The organism is Bradyrhizobium canariense, from assembly GCF_019402665.1.
Lineage (GTDB): Bacteria > Pseudomonadota > Alphaproteobacteria > Rhizobiales > Xanthobacteraceae > Bradyrhizobium > Bradyrhizobium canariense.
Genome location: NZ_VSST01000040.1, coordinates 56,381 through 74,934, shown reverse-complemented (window position 1 = coordinate 74,934; position 18,554 = coordinate 56,381). Strand labels below are relative to the sequence as shown.

The 18,554-nt window shown below is 59.1% G+C and carries 16 protein-coding genes; 8 read left to right on the top strand and 8 right to left on the bottom strand.

Translation table 11 applies throughout. The features are described 5' to 3' along the window. The first annotated feature begins 138 nt into the window (after positions 1-138). The 6 genes from FXB41_RS21495 to FXB41_RS21470 all read left to right on the top strand — a co-directional run bounded on the left by FXB41_RS21495 (position 139) and on the right by FXB41_RS21470 (position 7,231). Positions 139-1,572 (top strand): basic amino acid/polyamine antiporter, encoded by a 1,434-nt coding sequence (locus FXB41_RS21495; protein ID WP_219683133.1) that lies wholly within the window; start codon positions 139-141, stop codon positions 1,570-1,572. A gap of 25 nt (positions 1,573-1,597) precedes the next feature. Beyond that, positions 1,598-2,860 carry an arginine deiminase gene (gene arcA, locus FXB41_RS21490; RefSeq protein ID WP_219683132.1) on the top strand — a complete coding sequence of 421 codons (1,263 nt, stop codon included), beginning with the start codon at positions 1,598-1,600 and terminating at the stop codon, positions 2,858-2,860. Positions 2,861-3,062: 202 nt separating this feature from the next. Next, positions 3,063-3,881: an outer membrane beta-barrel protein gene (locus FXB41_RS21485; protein ID WP_007601217.1), complete on the top strand. Its 819-nt coding sequence runs from the start codon at positions 3,063-3,065 to the stop codon at positions 3,879-3,881. A 672-nt stretch (positions 3,882-4,553) separates the two neighbouring features. Then, complete coding sequence (locus FXB41_RS21480) at positions 4,554-5,747, top strand: sensor histidine kinase (RefSeq protein ID WP_219683131.1); 1,194 nt, start codon at positions 4,554-4,556, stop codon at positions 5,745-5,747. Between the two features lie 65 nt (positions 5,748-5,812). Next, the gene (locus FXB41_RS21475; RefSeq protein ID WP_219683130.1) at positions 5,813-6,439 is read left to right on the top strand and encodes a response regulator; all 627 of its coding nucleotides are present in this window, start codon (positions 5,813-5,815) and stop codon (positions 6,437-6,439) included. 156 nt (positions 6,440-6,595) lie between these two features. Continuing rightward, positions 6,596-7,231: a response regulator gene (locus tag FXB41_RS21470; protein WP_007601223.1), complete on the top strand. Its 636-nt coding sequence runs from the start codon at positions 6,596-6,598 to the stop codon at positions 7,229-7,231. A gap of 402 nt (positions 7,232-7,633) precedes the next feature. Here FXB41_RS21470 and FXB41_RS21465 read toward each other — a convergent pair whose 3' ends face one another. Further along, positions 7,634-9,496, bottom strand: coding sequence for a sensor histidine kinase (locus FXB41_RS21465; RefSeq protein ID WP_219683129.1), 1,863 nt, complete (start codon positions 9,494-9,496; stop codon positions 7,634-7,636). A gap of 187 nt (positions 9,497-9,683) precedes the next feature. Between FXB41_RS21465 and FXB41_RS40910 the strand changes: the two genes are divergently transcribed. Then, positions 9,684-9,944 (top strand): hypothetical protein, encoded by a 261-nt coding sequence (locus tag FXB41_RS40910; RefSeq protein ID WP_051058478.1) that lies wholly within the window; start codon positions 9,684-9,686, stop codon positions 9,942-9,944. 421 nt (positions 9,945-10,365) lie between these two features. On the opposite strand, the gene FXB41_RS21455 is transcribed toward FXB41_RS40910, so the two are convergent. The 3 genes from FXB41_RS21455 to FXB41_RS21445 form a co-directional block, all read right to left on the bottom strand. Beyond that, complete coding sequence (locus FXB41_RS21455) at positions 10,366-10,683, bottom strand: hypothetical protein (protein ID WP_219683128.1); 318 nt, start codon at positions 10,681-10,683, stop codon at positions 10,366-10,368. A 131-nt stretch (positions 10,684-10,814) separates the two neighbouring features. Further along, positions 10,815-11,297 (bottom strand): T6SS phospholipase effector Tle1-like catalytic domain-containing protein, encoded by a 483-nt coding sequence (locus tag FXB41_RS21450; RefSeq protein WP_219683127.1) that lies wholly within the window; start codon positions 11,295-11,297, stop codon positions 10,815-10,817. Between the two features lie 363 nt (positions 11,298-11,660). Continuing rightward, positions 11,661-11,930, bottom strand: coding sequence for a hypothetical protein (locus FXB41_RS21445; protein WP_219683126.1), 270 nt, complete (start codon positions 11,928-11,930; stop codon positions 11,661-11,663). A 481-nt stretch (positions 11,931-12,411) separates the two neighbouring features. Here FXB41_RS21445 and FXB41_RS21440 point away from each other — a divergent pair, with 481 nt between their 5' ends. After that, a complete protein-coding gene (locus FXB41_RS21440) occupies positions 12,412-12,945 on the top strand; it encodes an HdeA/HdeB family chaperone (protein WP_007601232.1) in 534 nt (177 codons plus the stop codon). Positions 12,946-13,156: 211 nt separating this feature from the next. Here FXB41_RS21440 and FXB41_RS21435 read toward each other — a convergent pair whose 3' ends face one another. The 4 genes from FXB41_RS21435 to FXB41_RS21415 form a co-directional block, all read right to left on the bottom strand. Then, the gene (locus FXB41_RS21435; RefSeq protein WP_219683125.1) at positions 13,157-14,206 is read right to left on the bottom strand and encodes a SphA family protein; all 1,050 of its coding nucleotides are present in this window, start codon (positions 14,204-14,206) and stop codon (positions 13,157-13,159) included. Positions 14,207-14,485: 279 nt separating this feature from the next. Next, positions 14,486-15,250 carry an outer membrane protein gene (locus FXB41_RS21430; protein WP_219683124.1) on the bottom strand — a complete coding sequence of 255 codons (765 nt, stop codon included), beginning with the start codon at positions 15,248-15,250 and terminating at the stop codon, positions 14,486-14,488. Positions 15,251-16,200: 950 nt separating this feature from the next. Next, positions 16,201-17,253: an HlyD family secretion protein gene (locus FXB41_RS21420; protein ID WP_219683123.1), complete on the bottom strand. Its 1,053-nt coding sequence runs from the start codon at positions 17,251-17,253 to the stop codon at positions 16,201-16,203. Then, positions 17,250-18,515 (bottom strand): glycosyltransferase family 2 protein, encoded by a 1,266-nt coding sequence (locus FXB41_RS21415; protein ID WP_219683122.1) that lies wholly within the window; start codon positions 18,513-18,515, stop codon positions 17,250-17,252. The genes FXB41_RS21420 and FXB41_RS21415 overlap by 4 nt, the downstream gene beginning before the upstream one ends. Positions 18,516-18,554: the final 39 nt, after the last annotated feature.

Below are 18,554 nucleotides of genomic sequence, written 5' to 3'. Positions count from 1 at the left end.
TGGTTTCCGGCGAGGGGAATCCTGTCTCGGGATTAGGAGTTCACCTGATATTCCGGGCTCCGCCCGAGGTGCATGGTGAAGTGCCGGCAAGTCGATCGGCCAGGATGTTGCGCACCCGCGCTATCGCGAGGTCTTCACATGACTGGGACGCCGTCAGTCCAGAAGCTCTCCCTGTTCGCGTTGACCGCGATGGTGGTCGGATCGATGGTTGGCTCGGGCATCTTCTCGCTCCCGAGAACATTCGGCATCGCCACTGGTCCGTTCGGAGCGGTCTTCGCCTGGTGTATAGCCGGCGGCGGCATGTACACGCTCGCGCGGGTGTTCCAAACGCTGGCTGAACGAAAGCCAGAGCTCGATGCTGGTGTCTATGCCTATGCGAAGGAGGGATTTGGTGATTATCCTGGTTTCCTATCGGCGTTCGGATACTGGATCGGCAGCTGCATCGGCAACGTATCCTATTGGGTCCTTATCAAGTCGACCTTGGGCGCCTTCTTTCCTGTCTTTGGAGACGGGAATACGGTCACCGCTATCATCGTTGCCTCGATAGGAATCTGGCTGTTTCACTTCATGATTCTTCGCGGCGTGCAGCAGGCCGCGGCGATCAACACCATCGTCACGATTGCGAAGATCGTGCCGATCCTGGTCTTCATTGCTATCCTGATCTTTGCGTTCAAAGCCGATCTTTTCCGCGCCAATTTCTGGGGCGGCGAGGGGATGCCGAACAAGAGTCTGTTCGACCAGATTCGCGCGACGATGCTGGTGACGGTGTTTGTCTTTCTCGGCATCGAGGGCGCCAGCGTCTACTCGCGCTATGCCAAGGAACGGGCGCATGTCGGCGCGGCGACCATTTTAGGGTTTGCGATCGTTACGACCCTGATGGTGCTCGTGACCATGCTGCCATATGCCGCGCTGCCCCGCGCCGAGATCGCCGGCATGCGACAGCCGTCCATGGCAACGGTATTGGAGGCGGTGGTCGGGCATTGGGGCGCGATCTTCGTCAGCATCGGACTCCTGGTTTCGGTATTGGGGGCCTATCTCGCCTGGTCGCTAATCTGCGCTGAGGTGCTCTCCGCCGCCGGACGAACGAAGGATATGCCAGCTTTGTTCGGCACCGAAAATGCGAACAAGGTGCCGGCTGCGGCGCTCTGGCTCACCAATGTGATCGTTCAGCTCTTCGTCATCAGCACCTATTGGTCGCAGGATGCATTCGCGCTGATGCTCAATCTCACGAGCGTGATGTCACTCATTCCGTTCTTCCTCGTCGCAGCCTACGGGCTCCTGCTCGTCCGTCGCGGCGAGACCTATGAGAAAAGCAGCCGTGATCGCAAGCGCGACATGATCTTTGCCGGCGTCGCCTTGGTCTATACGCTGTTCCTGATCTATGCCGCCGGGATGAAGTTCCTGCTGCTGTCCTTGATCCTCTACGCGCCAGGCACTGCACTCTATTTCTGGGCGCGCCTGGAACAGAAGGCGCGGGTCTTTACAGCCATCGAGTGGGGCCTCTTCATTGCAGCCGCCCTCGGCGCTGCTGTTGGAATACACGGACTGGCCACCGGCTACATCACCATCTAGGCAGGCAACTCCCGGGAGAACTCCCATGGCAAAGCAGACATCGGACACCTCGGCTCCCTTCGGCGTCCATTCAGAGGTCGGCCAGCTGAGGAAGGTGATGGTCTGCTCGCCAGGGCGGGCTCATCAGCGCCTTACGCCCTCCAATTGCGATACTCTGTTGTTCGATGACGTGCTGTGGGTGGACAATGCCAAGCGCGACCATTTCGACTTTGTTCAAAAAATGCGTGACCGCGGGATCGAAGTCGTCGAGATGCACAATCTGCTCGCCGAGACGGTCGCGATCCCCGAGGCCAGGAAGTGGATCCTGGACAACCAGGTTGTTGCCGATCAGGTCGGTCTCGGTCTGATCGACGAGCTGCGCGGCTATTTGGAAGGTCTCAATCCGCGCGAGTTGGCGGAAACGCTGATCGGCGGAGTATCGACTCACGACTTTCCGGATGCCCATGGCGGCGAGATGCTCAAGCTGGTGCGCGAAGCAGCCGGGATGACCGAGTATTTGCTACCGCCGCTTCCCAACACCTTGTACACGCGGGACACCACTTGCTGGATCTACGGCGGCGTCACGCTGAATTCGCTCTACTGGCCAGCGCGGCACGAAGAGCCGATCCTCGCCGCAGCCATCTACAAGTTCCATCCGGATTTCGCCGGCAAGGTCAACGTCTGGTGGGGCGATCCGACGCACGATCACGGCCTCGCGACGCTGGAAGGCGGCGACGTGATGCCGATCGGCAAGGGCAACGTTCTGATCGGATTGAGTGAGCGCACCTCGCGGCAGGCGATCAGCCAGGTTGCCGCAGCCTTGTTCAAGAGAAAAGCGGCCGAACGTGTGATTGTGGCGGCCATGCCGAAGCTGCGCGCGGCGATGCATCTCGATACTGTCTTCACGTTCGCAGATCGGGATTGTGTCCTGCTCTATCCGGACATCGTCAACAACATCGCGGCCTTTTCCTACCGGCCGGCCGACAATTCCGCCGGCCTCGATCTACGCAGGGATGAAAAGCCGTTCGTGGATGTCGTGGCCGAAGCGCTCGGCCTGAAGAAGTTGCGCGTGATTGAGACCGGCGGCAACGCGTATATGCGCGAGCGGACCCAGTGGGATAGCGGCGCGAACCTGGTCTGCGCCTCTCCGGGCGTGGTGTTCGCTTATGACCGCAACACATACACCAACACCTTGCTGCGCAAGGAGGGGATCGAGGTGATCACCATTGTCGGTGCAGAGCTGGGACGCGGCCGGGGAGGCGGTCATTGCATGACCTGCCCGATCACCAGGGACGCGGTGGATTATTAGCCGACCTGCGGGCGCTCCGGCCCTGAAGGAGGGCGTTCACGGCCGCGTGGCATTCGGCCGTTGCTGGGTAGCATCCGGGGAGTTCCAGCCAGACGGCGTCTGCCGCCTCAATCACAGATTTAATTCCTGACCATTAACACGCCACAATCAGCACCCACGCTCAGCTGATTCCAGGTGTACGCAGAAGCCATCGGGGGACACCATGCGCGCGCTGACGATTCTTTGGCTGGTCGTTGGATGGTTTGGAGCAGACACCGCTTGGGCGGCGGATGTTGATCTCACCGAACTGAAGGCGAGCGGTCCTGTGCCGTATTATTCCGCTCCGTCATGGAGTGTCGTTGGCTCCGTCGCGCCAACCTTCACTGACAATGCTTTGTTCAGCCGGAACAACCGCAGGTCGGATTTTTATTATGAGCCCGACGTCAGTCTCAGGTTGGATGGGAACCTCACAAGCGACCTGTCGTACCGGCTCTATGCTCGCGCCCAATACGAGGCCTTTGCGACCGAGAAGGACGGCAACGCCGCAGTGGCGCGAATGGGAGCGCGCTTGACCGAGAATTGGGACGGCTGGCGCTTCTCCGCTATTTACGAGAACCGGTACGATTTCGACGGTGTCTATCGCGATCTTGCTTTCACGTCCCACGACGTGATGGGCTCGGTAGCGCGCGACTTCCGCGTGAACAATGTCACGCTGTCGCCACTGTTGCTCCTGACCTACCGGTTTTCCGATCTTGCGGAAGCCCGCCGCTGGCGCTTTGACGCGGTGCTGGGTATCGAAGTCAAGCTGGACCCGAAATGGTCGATTGTGAGCACGCCATTGTTAGAAGCCTTTTGGTTCACGGACGGGCTGAACAGGGGCCGACAGGATCAGATCTACTCAGCGGACGTCGGGCTGAGGTATAGTTTCGCCAGCAACGTGTCGATCACGACCAGCGTATTGTACGAGGCGCGAACATCGAACGTTCCGGAGCGGCGATACAGGGATCTCAGGGTTGGTCCCCGACTTGATTTCGCGTTTTGAAGGGCTTGGAAGATGACGAGATGCGGGTGTGTATTGGTGGGAATCATCGTTGGTCTAACGGCCGCCTCCGTGGCTTCTGCGGATCCCCGCGATTCTGCTGACCGGAGCCAGCGCCTGGATACCGATGCACTGAGGGATGATGTCGGCGTCAACCGCCTCCAGGTGCCGTCTCATCCGCTGGTGCTTTCGCCGCCTCAACAACCCGCTCCGAGCGCGAAGGCAGGAAAGAAAAAGAAATCCAGCGCGAGCGGAGTTGGAGCCCGGTAGCGCACGGACGCAAGTGCGGCCGGATTGCCGTGGCGGTACCCGAGAACGACTTCACGAGTCTCGGAAGCCGCTGATTGCGCATTGGGGAGCTGTTGTCGACACAAGCAGCTCATGAAGGCTTTCTACGATACTTTAGCATCTGTTGCATTTCATTTGAATCCAGTGCTGCCCAGTCTGGAATGAGTTGCATATTTCGATCACCTCCAGGTTCCATCTGGATCCGCGATTTTAAACCGTGACGATTACTACCTCTGGTGCAGTCAATCAGACGGTGTATAATCGGCGTGCGCCGCAAGGACGTCCGTACTCTGATTGACAATGGACGCCTCGCGCGCGGCACAGGACGGCGAGTCTCGATGTTGAGCTGCAATGTCGGATGTTGCCGCAGCTAAGTGAGTGCGTACCGTGAAGCTCCGTAGCTTTCCCGCCCGCGGATCAGTTCGAACCAGCAGTACAGGGTGGTTGCCGCTCGGGTTTGAAGAAGCCAGCGACCGCCTGTACTGGATGTACTCACCGGATTTTCTTTTCGTCGTGCGCCCTTTGCCCTGCGGACGCTTCGTCTATGAGGGGATCAATCCGGCCTTCGAGTCGCGTCTTGGCATTTCGGCCGACGACGTCCGGGAGATGGATGTGTCCAAGTGCATGAGCAGGGACGACGCCAGATCTACCCGCGAAGCTCTCCGCGCCTGTCTCGCAGAAGGAGCGGAAGTGAAGATTCGCCACCGTCTCGCATTTGCGGGCCCGCTACAAAATATGGAAACGACGATTGTCCCCGTCGTGGACCCGGCCGGCAGTGGCGCGAACCGGCTGATCGGGAGCCATCGTCGCATGCACAATAGCGCGCCCGAAGCCGCGACCGACGGAGCGGACAACGCGTATGTCGACCTCGATTTGGCGTCCATCCAGGAAGGAATCCAGCAACGGATTGCTTCCGATCTCCACGATTCGACTTGTCAGCATTTGATTGCCGCGAGCCTCGGCCTGATGCGAATCCGGCGAAGCATCAGCGATACGGTCGACGCCGAACGGCTTTGCGATGACATCGATGCGTCAATCGACGAGGCCCTCAGGGAAATTCGTGCCTTCTCGTATCTGCTGCACCCCCGAACTCTGACGGTCGACAGGGTTAAAGCCGCGATAGAAAACTACGCCGATGGATTTGCGGTTCGGACCTCATTGCGGGTCACGAGCAGGATCGTGCCCGACGTCGATCGTCTCCCGTACGAGAAGCAGCGGACATTGCTGCGGATCGTCCAGGAAGCGCTCACGAACATATTTCGCCATGCGCAAGCGACAGAAGTGAGCATCGTCATCGACGCGGTCGATAACCAATTCCGATTGACGGTCAGCGACAACGGGCGGGGGTTTGGCGCAGACAACGGCAAGCAACGAGCAAAGGCGACATCAATCGGCGTCGGGATTCCGGCGATGAGGGCAAGGCTCGAGCAGATTGGAGGGACGCTGGACATCAGATCCGATCCGGCGTCACGGCGCCCCGGCACCATCTTGCGCGCGGTACTTCCGCGTGAGCTCGCGACGAATGCGGATAGCCGGCGAAGGGCAACGATCTCCGTGAGGGTCCGTGCAGGGGCCCACTGAGAGAAGAAGAAGAAGGGTTACCGGTGGCGGGTGGCTACCGCGTAACGACATTGGAGCGCTCTGCCATGAAACGCATTCTTATCGCGGATGATCACGAAGCGGTGCGATCGGGCTTGCGAGCGGTGCTCGAACAGCGGGCGGATTGGGAAGTCGTTGCCGAGGCGAACGACGGCAGCAAGGCATTGACGGCGGCAATCGAAAGCCGGCCGCATGTGGCCATCATCGACTTCTCCATGCCGCGGATGACCGGCGTGGAGGTCGCACGGCGGATCAGGGATTATCCGTTGCAGACGGAGGTGTTGATCTTCACGGTCCACAAGTCGGGTCTGCTGGCGCAGCAGGCGTTTGAGGCAGGCGCCCGCGCGTTTCTGGCGAAGTCGGATGCTAACAGATTGCTGTTGGCGGCCGTCGACGCACTTCTGGCGCACAAGCGGTTCTGTAGCGAAAGCTGTCGAGACGAGCTCGATCACGGCGGCGAGAGCGCAGACGGGCGCCGGAGGCTTACGCCACGCGAGCAGCTTGTGGTCAAATTGGTGGCGGAGGGTTACAGCAACAAAGGCATTAGCGCGATCCTGAACCTCAGCGTCAAGACGACTGAAGCTCACCGAGCGGCCGCGATGCGCAAGCTGGAGGTGAACTCAACCGCAGGTTTGGTTCGGTACGCTGTTCGTTCGCATCTGGTCGAGGCATGACAGCATATGATGTTCTTGAGGACCGCCACGTCGGTACATTCGCGGTGGCAGGCTCAGGGTTTTGCACGATGGCGCTTAGAACCATGAGCGGCATGATCGTCTGGCCTTGCCGCACTGAGCGTCTCCAGGGGTGCGGCCGGAATCGAGAACGGCGCCATGAAACGCATCTTGATTGCGGATGATCATGCGGTCGTACGTTCGGGACTTCGCGCGATCGTCGAAACGCAGTCCAACTGGATCGTCGCCGGCGAAGCGATCAATGGTGAACAAGCCATCGGATTGGCTCTGGAAACGAGGTCGGACGTCGTCATCGTCGACTACTCGATGCCCCTGATGAACGGGTTGGAGGTCAGCCGTCGGCTAAAGGCACTTGATCAGCATACGGAAGTACTGATCCTGACGATGCATGAAGACGAGGAACTGCTGAGGGACGCTATTCTGGCGGGTGTCCGCGGCTTCCTGTTCAAGTCGGATGCCAAGAAGCATCTGATTTCGGCGATCGAGGCGCTGCTCGACGGCAGGCCTTATTTCACCAGCGCCTTGATAGAGAAGCTGCTGAGTGATTACCAGCTCAACAAGCAGGGCAGGTCGGAGATGCTGCTGACGTCACGCGAGCAGAGCGTCGTCCAGCTGATTGCGGAGGGGCATACCAACAGATCGATATGTAATCTCTTGAACTTGAGTGTGAAGACGGTGGAGACCCATCGGGCGTCGGCCATGCGCAAGCTCGGGATGTCATCCACCGCCGAACTGGTCCGCTATGCCATTCGGAAGAAGCTCGTGGCGCCCTGAGGGATTCCGCCGTTGTCCTGAATGCCCGAGCGGTGGGTGGCTGTCGGCTTGGGCTGCCTTGTGCTGTTCCATTCGCGGGCTAATCCAATGTGAGCCGGCCAGCGGCCGTGGCCTGAGCACGACGCCTGCGCGGGCAACGCAACCTGCTGGATATCAACTTACTGGCAGTACACGCCCCGCCTTTGCTGGCGTGGGATTGAATGCGAGACCCGCAAGCTCCAACAGGACGCCAGTGGCAATCCCGGCAACTGTCGCTGACTTGATCCAAAGACGCTTCCTCGGATGCATGGCGAACCTCCTCGGCGCTGCCGATAACGGGAGCCGCATCAGGCGCAGCTGAACAATTGCATGAGCCTCGTGGACCGCTGACGTTGACTTCAGATCGGGGAAGATCCTGCCCCATTAAACAAGAGGAAGTCTGATCGTGAACGTTGCGCCGCCGTGATCTCGATTTTTTGCGGCTATCGTCCCTTGGTGCGCTTCAACAATAGTGTGGGCCATGGACAGGCCCATGCCCATGCCTTCCGCTTTGCTAGTAAAGAAGGGTTCGAAGACTTCCTTTAATTGGTCTTTTGGAATGCCCGATCCGCAATCCGACACGGACAGCTCGGCAGAGCCCTCGGCGCGCGAGGTCTGGATGCTGATGATGCGGCTTTCGCTCGGAGTGTCCTTCATCGCCTCGATCGCGTTCACGACAAGGTTCAGAATGACTTGTTGAAGTTGGATGCGGTCGCCCAGGATCGGAAGCGCCTCCGGCATGATCTGTTCAATCAGCTCCACTTTTCGTCCAACGGCCAGCATCGAAAGAAATTCGATGGTCTCACGAACAAGATCATTGAGATCCAGTTTTTTCAGCTCGAAAGGTGCCTTCTTAAGGAGGCTCCTCATCCTCCGGATGACTTCGCTGGCGCGCCGGTCATCCCGCAAGATATCGTCAACAATCTCGGCCAGCCCCGCAATGTCAGGGTTCTGAGATTTTAAGATTAACTGCGCGGTCTCGGCATTAGTCAGAATGGACCCGAGCGGCTGGTTGATTTCATGCGCGATTGTTGCGGTCAGTTCGCCAGCTGTCGAGAAGCGATTAACATGGGCCAGTTCGGCCATGCGTTGCCGGGACTGCACTTCCGCCAAATGACGTCGATGATGCTCCCGAAGCAGGGTCGATATCAGCCCGCCTTGCAAAAGTATAACGCCGGTGATCAACGAGATCTGCCACCAATACCGTTCCCACACTGACGGCTCGCGGAAGTAGATGGTGCTGCCAGGCGGCAGACGGCTCTCGGAAATTCCCCAGCGCTGCATTTGTCGCCAGTCGAACATGGGCGCTGCCGGGACGACGAATGTCGGCTTAATGTCGCCGGCCCTTTCACCGTCAAGAATGCGCAGGGCGACCTCCGCGGCCTTCTTGCCCTGTCCGGCAATGACCTGCATTGGACCGCCGACGATGCCTCTACCGAAAAAGGTCGCGTCGTGGAAAAAGATCGGTGCATTGGCCGCGTCAAAAAGCCGTGAGAACGCGCTGTTGCCTTCATGGGTCACTCCCGCCGCATCGACGGTCAGTCCAAGCCAAAAAATGGCGCTGTGTGGCGGGAGGTTGGCCGCGTCTTTGAGCATATCCTCAAAGGAAAGCTCATCGTACCACCGAAACTGCACGCGGTCGGCAAACAGCGCGGTGGATTTGGCCAATTCGTTCCGCCAAAATGTTTCGCCCGGCGAAGCTCCCACAACAATGGCGATAGTCTTTGTTTGGGGCAGGACGCGCACGACGTTATCAAAAAAAGCGACGTCATTGTTGGCAACCGCCACCACCGTGTCGTATTCGGTCAGTTTGTCGAGGTCCACCCGGCGACGCTCTACCAACGTGAAGAGCATAGGGGTTGTTGGAAAAAGGTCCTTCCGGTGCGCCTGCACGAAATTCGCGGCGGGCGAGCCGATAGCGATGATAAGGTCGGGCTGCTGATCATGGTTGAGCGCACGAAGGTAGTCGACAAATGCTGCGTCTGATTTGTCGCTGGCCGCCCGGGCATTCAGAAGCGAATGGTCCTGAAAGGTCACGAAAGGACGTTGGCTTATTCCGGCGCGAAGGGCCTCGGAATAGTCGGTCCACGGTTGGAAGCGAAGACCGTATGAATGCAGCATCAGAATCCGTTTCGGCGTTGGACCAGCCGCTTGACTTTGACACGGGGTCGCCAGCAACCATGCAATGGCCAGCGCAGCGGTGAATATCCGCGCAAAAAAAGGTCGCCATGGTACCGCCAAGCGCATAGTGCTCCGTTCTCCGACTGAACAGGAACCGTAACGGCTCGACCAGACGATTGACAGACGAAAGAGCGCTACCAGAAAGTCGGATCTGGAAAAGCACTGGAGCGGCTTCGAAGCGCAGATCAAGGCCCATTTCGCGAGCGCCGGCAAGCAGATCCAGCAGCAGCAGGCTACGCGTAAGGACACCGCAGTGGCGCAGGGCGAGGCGTGGCGCGTGGCCGCGGATCGGATCCGTGAGGCGGCCGGCAAAGTGGCGGGAGCGCGGACCACCGATCTCGATGCCGTGCTCAAGCAACTGAAGTCGGACGGCGTCCCAAGCTGGAGCACGCCTCCAGAAGCGGAAGCTGGCGGGCAGCGAGTCCTCGTCTTGTCTGCGATTAACCAGCGATTCTCAGGTGCCGATCGGCCAGTGTGGGCCGAAGGTGCGCAGGCGTGGTTGTCGGCACTGTGAGCATGGACCGTATTAGCCGGAGCTAGCTCAAACTTGCCCATGATGGATTGGACCGATTGATCAGCCAGCATAGAAGCTCGAATGTTCAACGCGGCGAACTCTAGATTGATCATTGTGCAACCGGCAGGCCTACGCTTCTGTCGGAATCGACCGTTGATTGCGCGTGCGCATCTTTCGGCGCGGAAGCACCTCGAATTCCAAAATGCTGAACCCACCCTCGAATGACGCGAACGATAGCGGGGTGATGCGCCACCCCAAGCGCACTCGCGGTTGGGGTTTTCGCTGTAAGCCGTTGATCTGCAATGATCGGATATTGGGCCAGTTGGAAAAATTCGCTTGAGAAACCAATGGCGGTAGCGTGCCTCTTAATCAGCGGGTCCCAGGTTCGAGCCCTGGTGCGCCCACCATTTAAATCAAGACCTTAGCGAGAGAAACCGTTTGAGAAGGCCGAAATAAAACGGTTTTTCAAACGGTCTTTTTTGACGGCCGGGCGGCGACTCTCGGCATTGTGATGTGCTCTCCTCGTCTCCGCGGAGGCCAAAGGCGTCTCGAAGGCCGCCGGACAGAACTGCTCCATCAATGTTGCATCTGGGTCAGAGCCGCCCGAGACATGGTCGGCATCTTCCCACTTCCTTTCAATGTCATCGGCGGCGCATTGGGGCAGCTGCGCCGCGCTCCCATCGAAGTAGTGGTTGAAGTCGACGTGCACCCTCATGTTGTCCGGGCGGTAGGCCGCCATGCGATCGTGGAGAAGAACGGACGCTGCTCCGAACGCCGATAGACCGATTTGTGCATCGGTGATCTCGAGTCTTCCGTCTCCGGGTCGATCGGCAGGTCACGAACCCGGCCTTGAGGAAGCCTCCCGCCTGCTCATTGTGCACCCGCGGGATTGGGCGACAGCCGTAGCATACTGCCGTCCCGTTTCAGGCCGCCAGGGATGAGCGAAGCTCCGGCGAGCAACCAGTTGAGCGCGACGTCTGAGAGCCGAGCCTCGTTCTCGAGATAGCCGCCGCCGACATCGGCGTGCACGCCCGAAAACCAGACCTGTTCGAAGAAAAGGTTGTCGTGCACGTCTCGTTTGTCCTGCTTCTCGGCCGTGGGCGACCAGGTGACACGCTTGAAATCGGCGCGGCTCTCGTCGATCGAGATCGCATGTTTAGCGTAGCCCACCCTCGGATTGAGGGGCGCGTCGTAGAATTTGTGCTTCGGCGGAGCGAGATGCACCGTCTGCAGGCGCTTCCAGAATCCATAACCGGGCAAGATGGCGCGATCTTCAGATAGTTCATGAAAAAAGCAATCGGCGCTGTGGCGATGCCGAGGTAGCTCAGAATCCAGGCCACCCATCTGGACCATGGAAAGACCGGCTGAAGGAAGCCACCTAGCCAGTGCAACCCGATCAGTAGCGCAATGCCGGAGGTCACGAGCGCCGCGCCCAGATATTTGTGGCCGAGGGCGGCGGGATCAACTTGGCGCCTTCCGCGGGCGTCAAGGCGAAGCTGCTTGGCAGCAACTGGATCGGTCGCTTTGAGTACCAGCACTACGACTTCGGTAGCGCACATCTCCAGTTCACTGCCATCTCCACCAGCCCTCCTAGTTCGGCGGACAGGGGCGGAAGTCAGACACTGGATGTGGTACGCGCCCGTCTATCGTACAAATTTGGTGGGGATGCGGTCGTCGCTCGTTATTGAGGCGCAGTGCGGGCCAGCGAGGCAGCCTTCACTTGGCTTCGTCCTTGACGATGTCTGTCAGGCTCTCAAGCTGGTGGGCCAGCGCTGTCCAGCTACGGGCGACATTCATTAGTACCGAGCACCGGCGGGCAGAAATCCGCCCCTCCTTTGCTTTGGCGTTGCATTCGGCAGCATACTCTCGGCACTTTTCTGCGCTTGGCACTGCTGTTGCTCCTGTCAAGAAGCTTAGCTTACGTCCGATAGCCAGAAGAGAATTGAAGCAGATCAAGCAGGCAGCTCGCAAATCGATTTTTGCCATTACCGGCTACATCGGCGAATGAGAACAGATCGCAATTGTCGTCGCATCGCGAGAAAAGCCGCTCCCTGGGCAGTGGACAGAGCCACCGCGCACGGACAAGCGCGGCCTAACGCGGCATGCTTATGTTTAGCAAAGCCCCTTGCAAAACCGATCGCCAAGTCAATGTCCGATCGGCAAATATCAATGAGCGACCTGCACATGCCGCGGGGACCCGCTGGCAGGGAGCACACCGAAGCACAGCATTGCAACGTGTTTGGCAAGACGGGATTCCACGTGACATCAGTCACAACGGTGACACGATTTGCAGTTTATCGCGTCCCGCGCAGCGGGCTGACTCTCCTCCTTACCACCTGGTGGGTTGATCTAGATCAAATCGGGCACTTGCCACTATGGGTGATTACTCTTTGGATCCGCGGGATGCAGGTCCTGTGACAGCAAATCGCGATTAGTCTGTCGGTCACTCGTTACGGGAGTCATCACAATGAGGTGCAGGTTCAGTATCGTTACGTTCGTCCTAATCGCCCCAACGTTCGCCAGTGAGGCGCTTGGCACAACGACGGACATTCGCAGCATCACCTGTAGCGAATATCTCGCCATGCCGGCTACACCGTCGGGCAAATTTTCGGCTTGGATGACCGGCTGGTTTAGTTATGAAAGTCGGAGGACGTTTGTTGATTTTGACCTGCATCGGGCAAATGTCACAAACGTAAGAGGGTGGTGCCAGTCCAACCCGAATGCCAGTGTGATGGTAGGGCTGGAAAAATCGATAGGCGTAACTGCGGTGCCTAACGCTACGCTGGATTTTAACAAGATCACCTGCGGAACTTGGTTGGCATACGGTCCAGCGGATCAAGATTTTGTAAGATACTTCATGAGCGGCTACTACAACGCAGCAGCAAGCAACAGTGTATTGGACTACGAGCGCCTGCAGAGGAACTCCAGTGCGGTCGTCGCATACTGCAAGAAGAACAAATCCCGCACTTTACCAACGGCCATTCAGAATAGAGCTAGTTAGCTGGACCAGTCTCCCGCCACTTGCGAGCAACAGAGCGCGCCCTGTATTAGTTTGACTCCTGTTGATGGCCGTCAGCCAAGTAGCGGCGCATTTCATCGAGGTTCGCTCAGTGACGCATGTCGGACAAGATTTGCGAAGCTTGGAGTTGTTCGCAGTTTGACTCATTTGAGACCTCGGCCGACCGCAGCCGACCTTCCAGTTCGGAACCGATTTATTTCACAACCAAATGCTTCCTGGCGGCTACGGCGGCGGGAGCGGACGGGGAAATAGTGAACGTTAGCCAGGTGTTCCATCCCGACGGACGGTTCGCTGCACCAAATTCGCCGTATCCCCTCAGACCAAGGAAGCCCTGCATGTCTGCGACCGGGAAGCTGTACCCGATTTGCGGACCGACACCGAAAACGCGTGACCTGAAACTACCGAGGATCGGGTTCTGGCCGGAATCGTCGGTGACTTGCTGGTAGGCGTATCCGACAATGCCGACGAAAAGCTGCTTAGTGAGGGAGTGCGATGCGCCCCAGTCGAAGTGGAAATCGATGCCGCTCCGGTACTGGGTGTCGGGATTCCTGAAATTGTAGGTCAGGCCGGCGACGCCCGAGATTTCGTTTCCTGCCGCCGGGTCGAAATAGGTGTAGCCGCCCCCAATGTCGATCGCGCCGTGCCCGAGCCCGATATTGGGAATCCGCGTCGGATCATAGTCGCCGACGGGAACATTGCCCGTGACGTAAGCCATGTAATTGTCGACGCCAAGGTTCCATAGTAGTTGCGCGAAGGGCGCGAGGTCGCCGTAGGAGGTAAGCGAGCCTTCGAGCATTCCGGTACGCGTCACCACAATCGGTCCGGCTATCGCTGTCAGTGTTCCGGCGATACTAGTGGCGGCTCTGCCGTACTGGCCCGATATACCTACGACCAACTGACCGCCAAGCTCCGCCGTAGCGAAAGTATACGATGGCGTAAGGGCGACCAGATCGGCCCGCCCGTTCAGACGCAGATTCAAATTAACGTTGACGTTCGCGGGGATTTTGCCGGCCAGGATCTCTTTGGCCGCAGCAGCACTCCCCGCGGCGGCGACGCTGGAATGGTAATCGATGACACTGAGCGCCCAGCCCGGTGTCTGCTGCACCGCGGAGAGACTTGCAAACTGACCCGGAAACCAGAATGAGCTACCGCCCTGGTCGGCATGCGAAACATCAGCGCAAAGCACGAGAGCGGCCACCGCCAGATAGTCGATGACGCAGCTTCTCTGTTTGTTTGATCCCATTTGCAAACCTCTGGGCAGCACTTGCAGCAAGCGCTGTTACAGCAAAGCGCTCCGCGAACTGCAGGACCCAGGTTACGACGGCCTTCACTACTAGGCACAAGCAACGTCCAAATGCGTCACAGAATGGTAACAGCTCGAGACAATTGTCTTGGGCGATGACGCAGTTGCAGCCCTCAAGGTGCTTGCGCTGGAGATGCTCGGCTTCTCGAGCGCCAAGAATTCATAAGCACAAAAAAAGCCCCGGCATGCCGGGGCTTTGGTTTGTAAAAGTTGGTGCGATCAATATCTTGCCGCGACCGGTGCGCCGTATCCACCGAAGCGGTAGTTCAACCGAAGCGTGACCATATCCACATCTTGGCTGACGCCGCTGCCGGTGAGGACGAACCCTCCGGGAGTGACTACGCCTGCGAAGCCGGCATTATCACGGCCCATCCAGAGATGGTCGTATTCGATACCGAACGACCAATTGGGCGTGAAGCCGTACTCCCAGCCCACGCCAAGGGCGCCGCCCCAGCGCGTGTGGCCCGCCGATGCCAGGCCGACCCCGGTGACGTTGTTGAATATATCGAATCGGTTGCGCGTCACGGCGCCGCCGCCCTTCACGTAAAACAGCGAGGCATTCCACGCCCAGCCGAGCTGCGCCGTGAAGAGCCCGATGGCGTCAATCTTACCGGTTGTCGAAATCAGCGGGTCGATCAGACTGACGCGCGTATTCTTGATTTCTGCCCAATCTCCCTGCGCTTCCAGGCCGAGCACAAACTGATTGGTTTGCCAGCGGTACCCGATCTGTCCGCCAGCGAGGCCGCCGGAGCGATCGGCGCAACCACCTGCGACCGTCCCTGCTGGCGTCACGAAATCCACACAGCCGTGGCTTTGTCCCCAACCGCCGTTGGCGCCGATGTAGAACCCGGTCCAATCATAGATCGGCGCGATCACCGGGGGCGGGGCCTTGACATAAGGTTTAGCAGCCAGATCAGCCGCTGACGCGGGTGCCGCCATGCTCACGGCCAGCAAGGCCATGCCACTCAACCAAATCTTCTTCATTCTTTTTGCTCCATCCACGTTTCACCCTAACGATGCCGGCTCTTTTCTTGGCAGTCCCGCATTCCAGCTCGAAGCTAGCTGAGCCGCCTGGAATTCGGTGTGCTTACGTGGCAACAGTTGGGAAAATTGAGCAACTTGCGCGTTTGAGTTGTGTCAGGAATGTTGACCAGTCAACTGGCCGCCTGGAATTTTCCGCGATGGGGGGCAAGGGCGCTTGGTCTCATCCCCGCACCCTTATGCTGAGATCCTAGGCTCCGCGCCAGACGTGCAACACGCCTTCGCGGAAGCCGCCGACGAACTGATCAGATGCGTCCGCTGGCAGAATCTCGCTGAGATCATCAAACGACCCGCTCACCATGGTTCAAGCTCGTGCGCCGAAGCATGCTCTGCCCAGCGGCGACCCAACTCCAAACCTCGTTGCCGATCTGCCTCTGTGTCCATAGTCCAGGACCATCCCGGCGTCCGTGGCCCCGGCGAAGCTGATGCCGCGCCAGGGCCTGTACGATCTCGCCAATCCTGGAAGCTTGGGGGCTGGAAAGAATCGGCAAGGCGCACTCTAGACAAGCAGATGCGCAGTGCTTGGCCAGTGCACTTTGTGCCAATGGGTGAATGCCCCGGCCGGAAATAGCTTTTCGGGCTGCCGGCATACAAGACGGACCGCTGACCCTTACGCGCTAGCCGGCACACTCTGGCGCCATGACCATCTCACCCCGACATCGGGTGCAGCGCGCGCTAGTCCCCACGATCTCGCAAGCTGGGTCAGCTGGCACAATGCCCCGGCAGCACTTCGGGCACGTATATCCCGCGATGTTTGGCGTGAAGTCATACTCCGGACCAACATAGGCGCACATCATGTGGTGGAATACTGGAAACAATTCTAGCGTGGAGGAGCCGCAAGCCGGGCAACCCGTTTGGTTCGCTTCGACCTGCATGCTGCACCTCGCTCACTCTCACAGCTCGTCGAGCCCGAATAATCTCACCAGCACTGAAGCGATCCGCGCGCTCAGTTGTGTGTAGTGCATGTGAACGTCGACGGCCGAGTTCAGCGCCGGGCGATGAGCGCCTGGGTTGAACCGAATTCGCGCGATTTGCGAGGCGGTACGCTCGCGCGCCGCCGACGAACCCGCCCCGGGGTACACATCTGACGCCGGGAGGATTTCCGCGATCTTGCCCAGAATTCGTCGGTTGCCGAACAGCACAAAGACTTCGTTGCCGACTTTTGGATCGGACAGGCGTTCGTTAGGAACGTACCAGTCGACAAAGACATCCGTGGGGTCGAGAATTTCTGCAATCGGAGTGCCCGCCACCAGGGATTGGCCGGCGCGCGCAGGATTGTTCGCGACTATGCCAGCTATGGGCGCGAAGACTCTCCCGTCTGCAAAGCTGCTTTCAACCTTTTCGAGGCGATCACCGAGTTGCCGGCTGAATTCGTCGAGAGCGGCCAATTGAGTGCTGGCTTCGGCGGCTTCCGCCTCCTGCGAGACCACGGCTTTGTTCGCCAAGGCGCGCTCCCGGGACATGTCTATGCGGTAATTCAGGCTCGCGGCCGATGAGTTTGCGATAAGTTCGACAGCTTCCTCAGCAAGCCGCAGATGTGAGCGCGCCGCGTCGAGAGATTCGCGCGCAACCCGGGCCTTAACACGCAGTTCCGCTTTGCGACCGGCGATGTCCGCGAGCGAGCGCATATAGGTGGCGACAATCTCATCGTGCTGCGGAGACCGAACCCTTCCGATTTCGTCGCCGGCCTTGACCGATGCACCTCTCAGCACGGTGATGCTGTTGATCTGCACGATGTAAGGCAGTGAAACCAAATATCTCGGTGAGGACACGCTGCCCGGGCCGCCGAGATAAAGAATTGGCCTCCCGAAATAGACGACAAAGAATGCGAGTATGCCGAATACGATTGTCGCATAGGCGGCGCGGACGGCCCGTCCGGCCGCACGCCGACGGCTCTCGATGGGATCGGGGATATGGGGATCGAGTCGTGTTAGGGTGACGGTCATTTGGCCACTTCCTTCGTCCGATCGCCGAATAGTGCACGGCGAACGCGCGGCGGCACGAAATCATCGTTCCGCGACGAGGCAAAGATGATTTCCGAAGAGTAGGAAAAGAACCGCGCGCACTTCAGATAGACACCCTGGTAAAAGGGAAAGATCAGAGCCATCTTCCAGCCAAACGTTCCGACGGATCGATGGAACAGGGCGAACACAAGTGCCATATTGAAGACCGAGATCCAGAGCAACAACAGGTAGACCGCCGACAGAAACAGCACGGCATCCGAGCCGAACAACAGCACAATGTAGGCCAAGTAGAACGGCAGGCTGAGCGTCGGGACGAGATCAAAGACGATGAAGTCAAGCCGTTGGATCGTGTCCGGTAAACGCTCCAGCGGATGGCGAAAACTCAGCTCGCCATACATCATGAAGCGGATGCGCAGAGCATCGCGATCCCAGCGCGCGCGCTGTCGCAATAGACTTACGCCGCTTGCGGGGCCGGCTGTTTCCGCCCAGGCGTCGGACACGAACCGAATGACATAGCCGAGTCTGCGGAGCCGCAAGGTGTACTCCATATCCTCTCCCGGGCCGACGTCGAGCCCGCCCTGCTGCGCGAAAATATCCCGGCGATACATGGAACAGGCTCCGGACAGACACGCGATCGCATCCACCACGTCGAGGATCGACCGCCCCGCGGTGATCGACATCAGGTATTCGACGCTTTGAAGTCCTGTCCATATCGAGTCGCGCTCGTTACTGATCGCGATGTTGCAACTTGCGCCGGCGACGAGCGGATCGTCGAAGGCAGCCGCGAGGCGCTCAACCGCGTTCGGTTCGAAGACAGTGTCGGCATCTACGGTCAAAAGAAGATCGCCGCGGGCAAACCGTGCTGCAGCGTTGATGGCAGCGCTGCGGCCGCAGCGGGTCCCATGGCAGATGACCATGTCAACCAGGCCCTGCGCTTTCGCCCGCTCCGCGACCGCGCGTGTTGCGTCGGTGGAGCCGTCGTCGACGACGATGATTTCGACAGGTCGGAGGGTTTGCCGGCGCAGCGAGCTGATCGAAGGAGCAAGCCCGGAGCCGCCGTTGAATGTCGGGATAATCACGCTTACCGTCGCCTGGCAAACCGTCCCGCCGACGCTTCGCCGCTTCGAGCTGAACAGAGCAAGAGACACCAGCGACAAGGTGTGGCGGGGGATGTCGAATATCAGCAGCGAGAAGGCGAGTAGAAATAAACTCGTTCCGGCGAGCACTTCCATCATTTCGGACATGCCGGCCACCTCCGCCACGACAGGACCATTCCCACCATC

Excerpts from the sequence above, each read along its gene's own strand:
- FXB41_RS21495 (WP_219683133.1), top strand. The coding sequence starts at position 139 with ATGACTGGGACGCCGTCAGTCCAGAAGCTCTCCCTGTTCGCGTTGACC.
- arcA (WP_219683132.1), top strand. The coding sequence starts at position 1,598 with ATGGCAAAGCAGACATCGGACACCTCGGCTCCCTTCGGCGTCCATTCA.
- FXB41_RS21485 (WP_007601217.1), top strand. The coding sequence starts at position 3,063 with ATGCGCGCGCTGACGATTCTTTGGCTGGTCGTTGGATGGTTTGGAGCA.
- FXB41_RS21475 (WP_219683130.1), top strand. The coding sequence starts at position 5,813 with ATGAAACGCATTCTTATCGCGGATGATCACGAAGCGGTGCGATCGGGC.
- FXB41_RS21470 (WP_007601223.1), top strand. The coding sequence starts at position 6,596 with ATGAAACGCATCTTGATTGCGGATGATCATGCGGTCGTACGTTCGGGA.
- FXB41_RS21465 (WP_219683129.1), bottom strand. The coding sequence starts at position 9,496 with ATGCGCTTGGCGGTACCATGGCGACCTTTTTTTGCGCGGATATTCACC.
- FXB41_RS21455 (WP_219683128.1), bottom strand. The coding sequence starts at position 10,683 with ATGGCGGCCTACCGCCCGGACAACATGAGGGTGCACGTCGACTTCAAC.
- FXB41_RS21450 (WP_219683127.1), bottom strand. The coding sequence starts at position 11,297 with ATGGTCCAGATGGGTGGCCTGGATTCTGAGCTACCTCGGCATCGCCAC.
- FXB41_RS21445 (WP_219683126.1), bottom strand. The coding sequence starts at position 11,930 with ATGGCAAAAATCGATTTGCGAGCTGCCTGCTTGATCTGCTTCAATTCT.
- FXB41_RS21440 (WP_007601232.1), top strand. The coding sequence starts at position 12,412 with ATGAGGTGCAGGTTCAGTATCGTTACGTTCGTCCTAATCGCCCCAACG.
- FXB41_RS21435 (WP_219683125.1), bottom strand. The coding sequence starts at position 14,206 with ATGGGATCAAACAAACAGAGAAGCTGCGTCATCGACTATCTGGCGGTG.
- FXB41_RS21430 (WP_219683124.1), bottom strand. The coding sequence starts at position 15,250 with ATGAAGAAGATTTGGTTGAGTGGCATGGCCTTGCTGGCCGTGAGCATG.
- FXB41_RS21420 (WP_219683123.1), bottom strand. The coding sequence starts at position 17,253 with ATGACCGTCACCCTAACACGACTCGATCCCCATATCCCCGATCCCATC.
- FXB41_RS21415 (WP_219683122.1), bottom strand. The coding sequence starts at position 18,515 with ATGTCCGAAATGATGGAAGTGCTCGCCGGAACGAGTTTATTTCTACTC.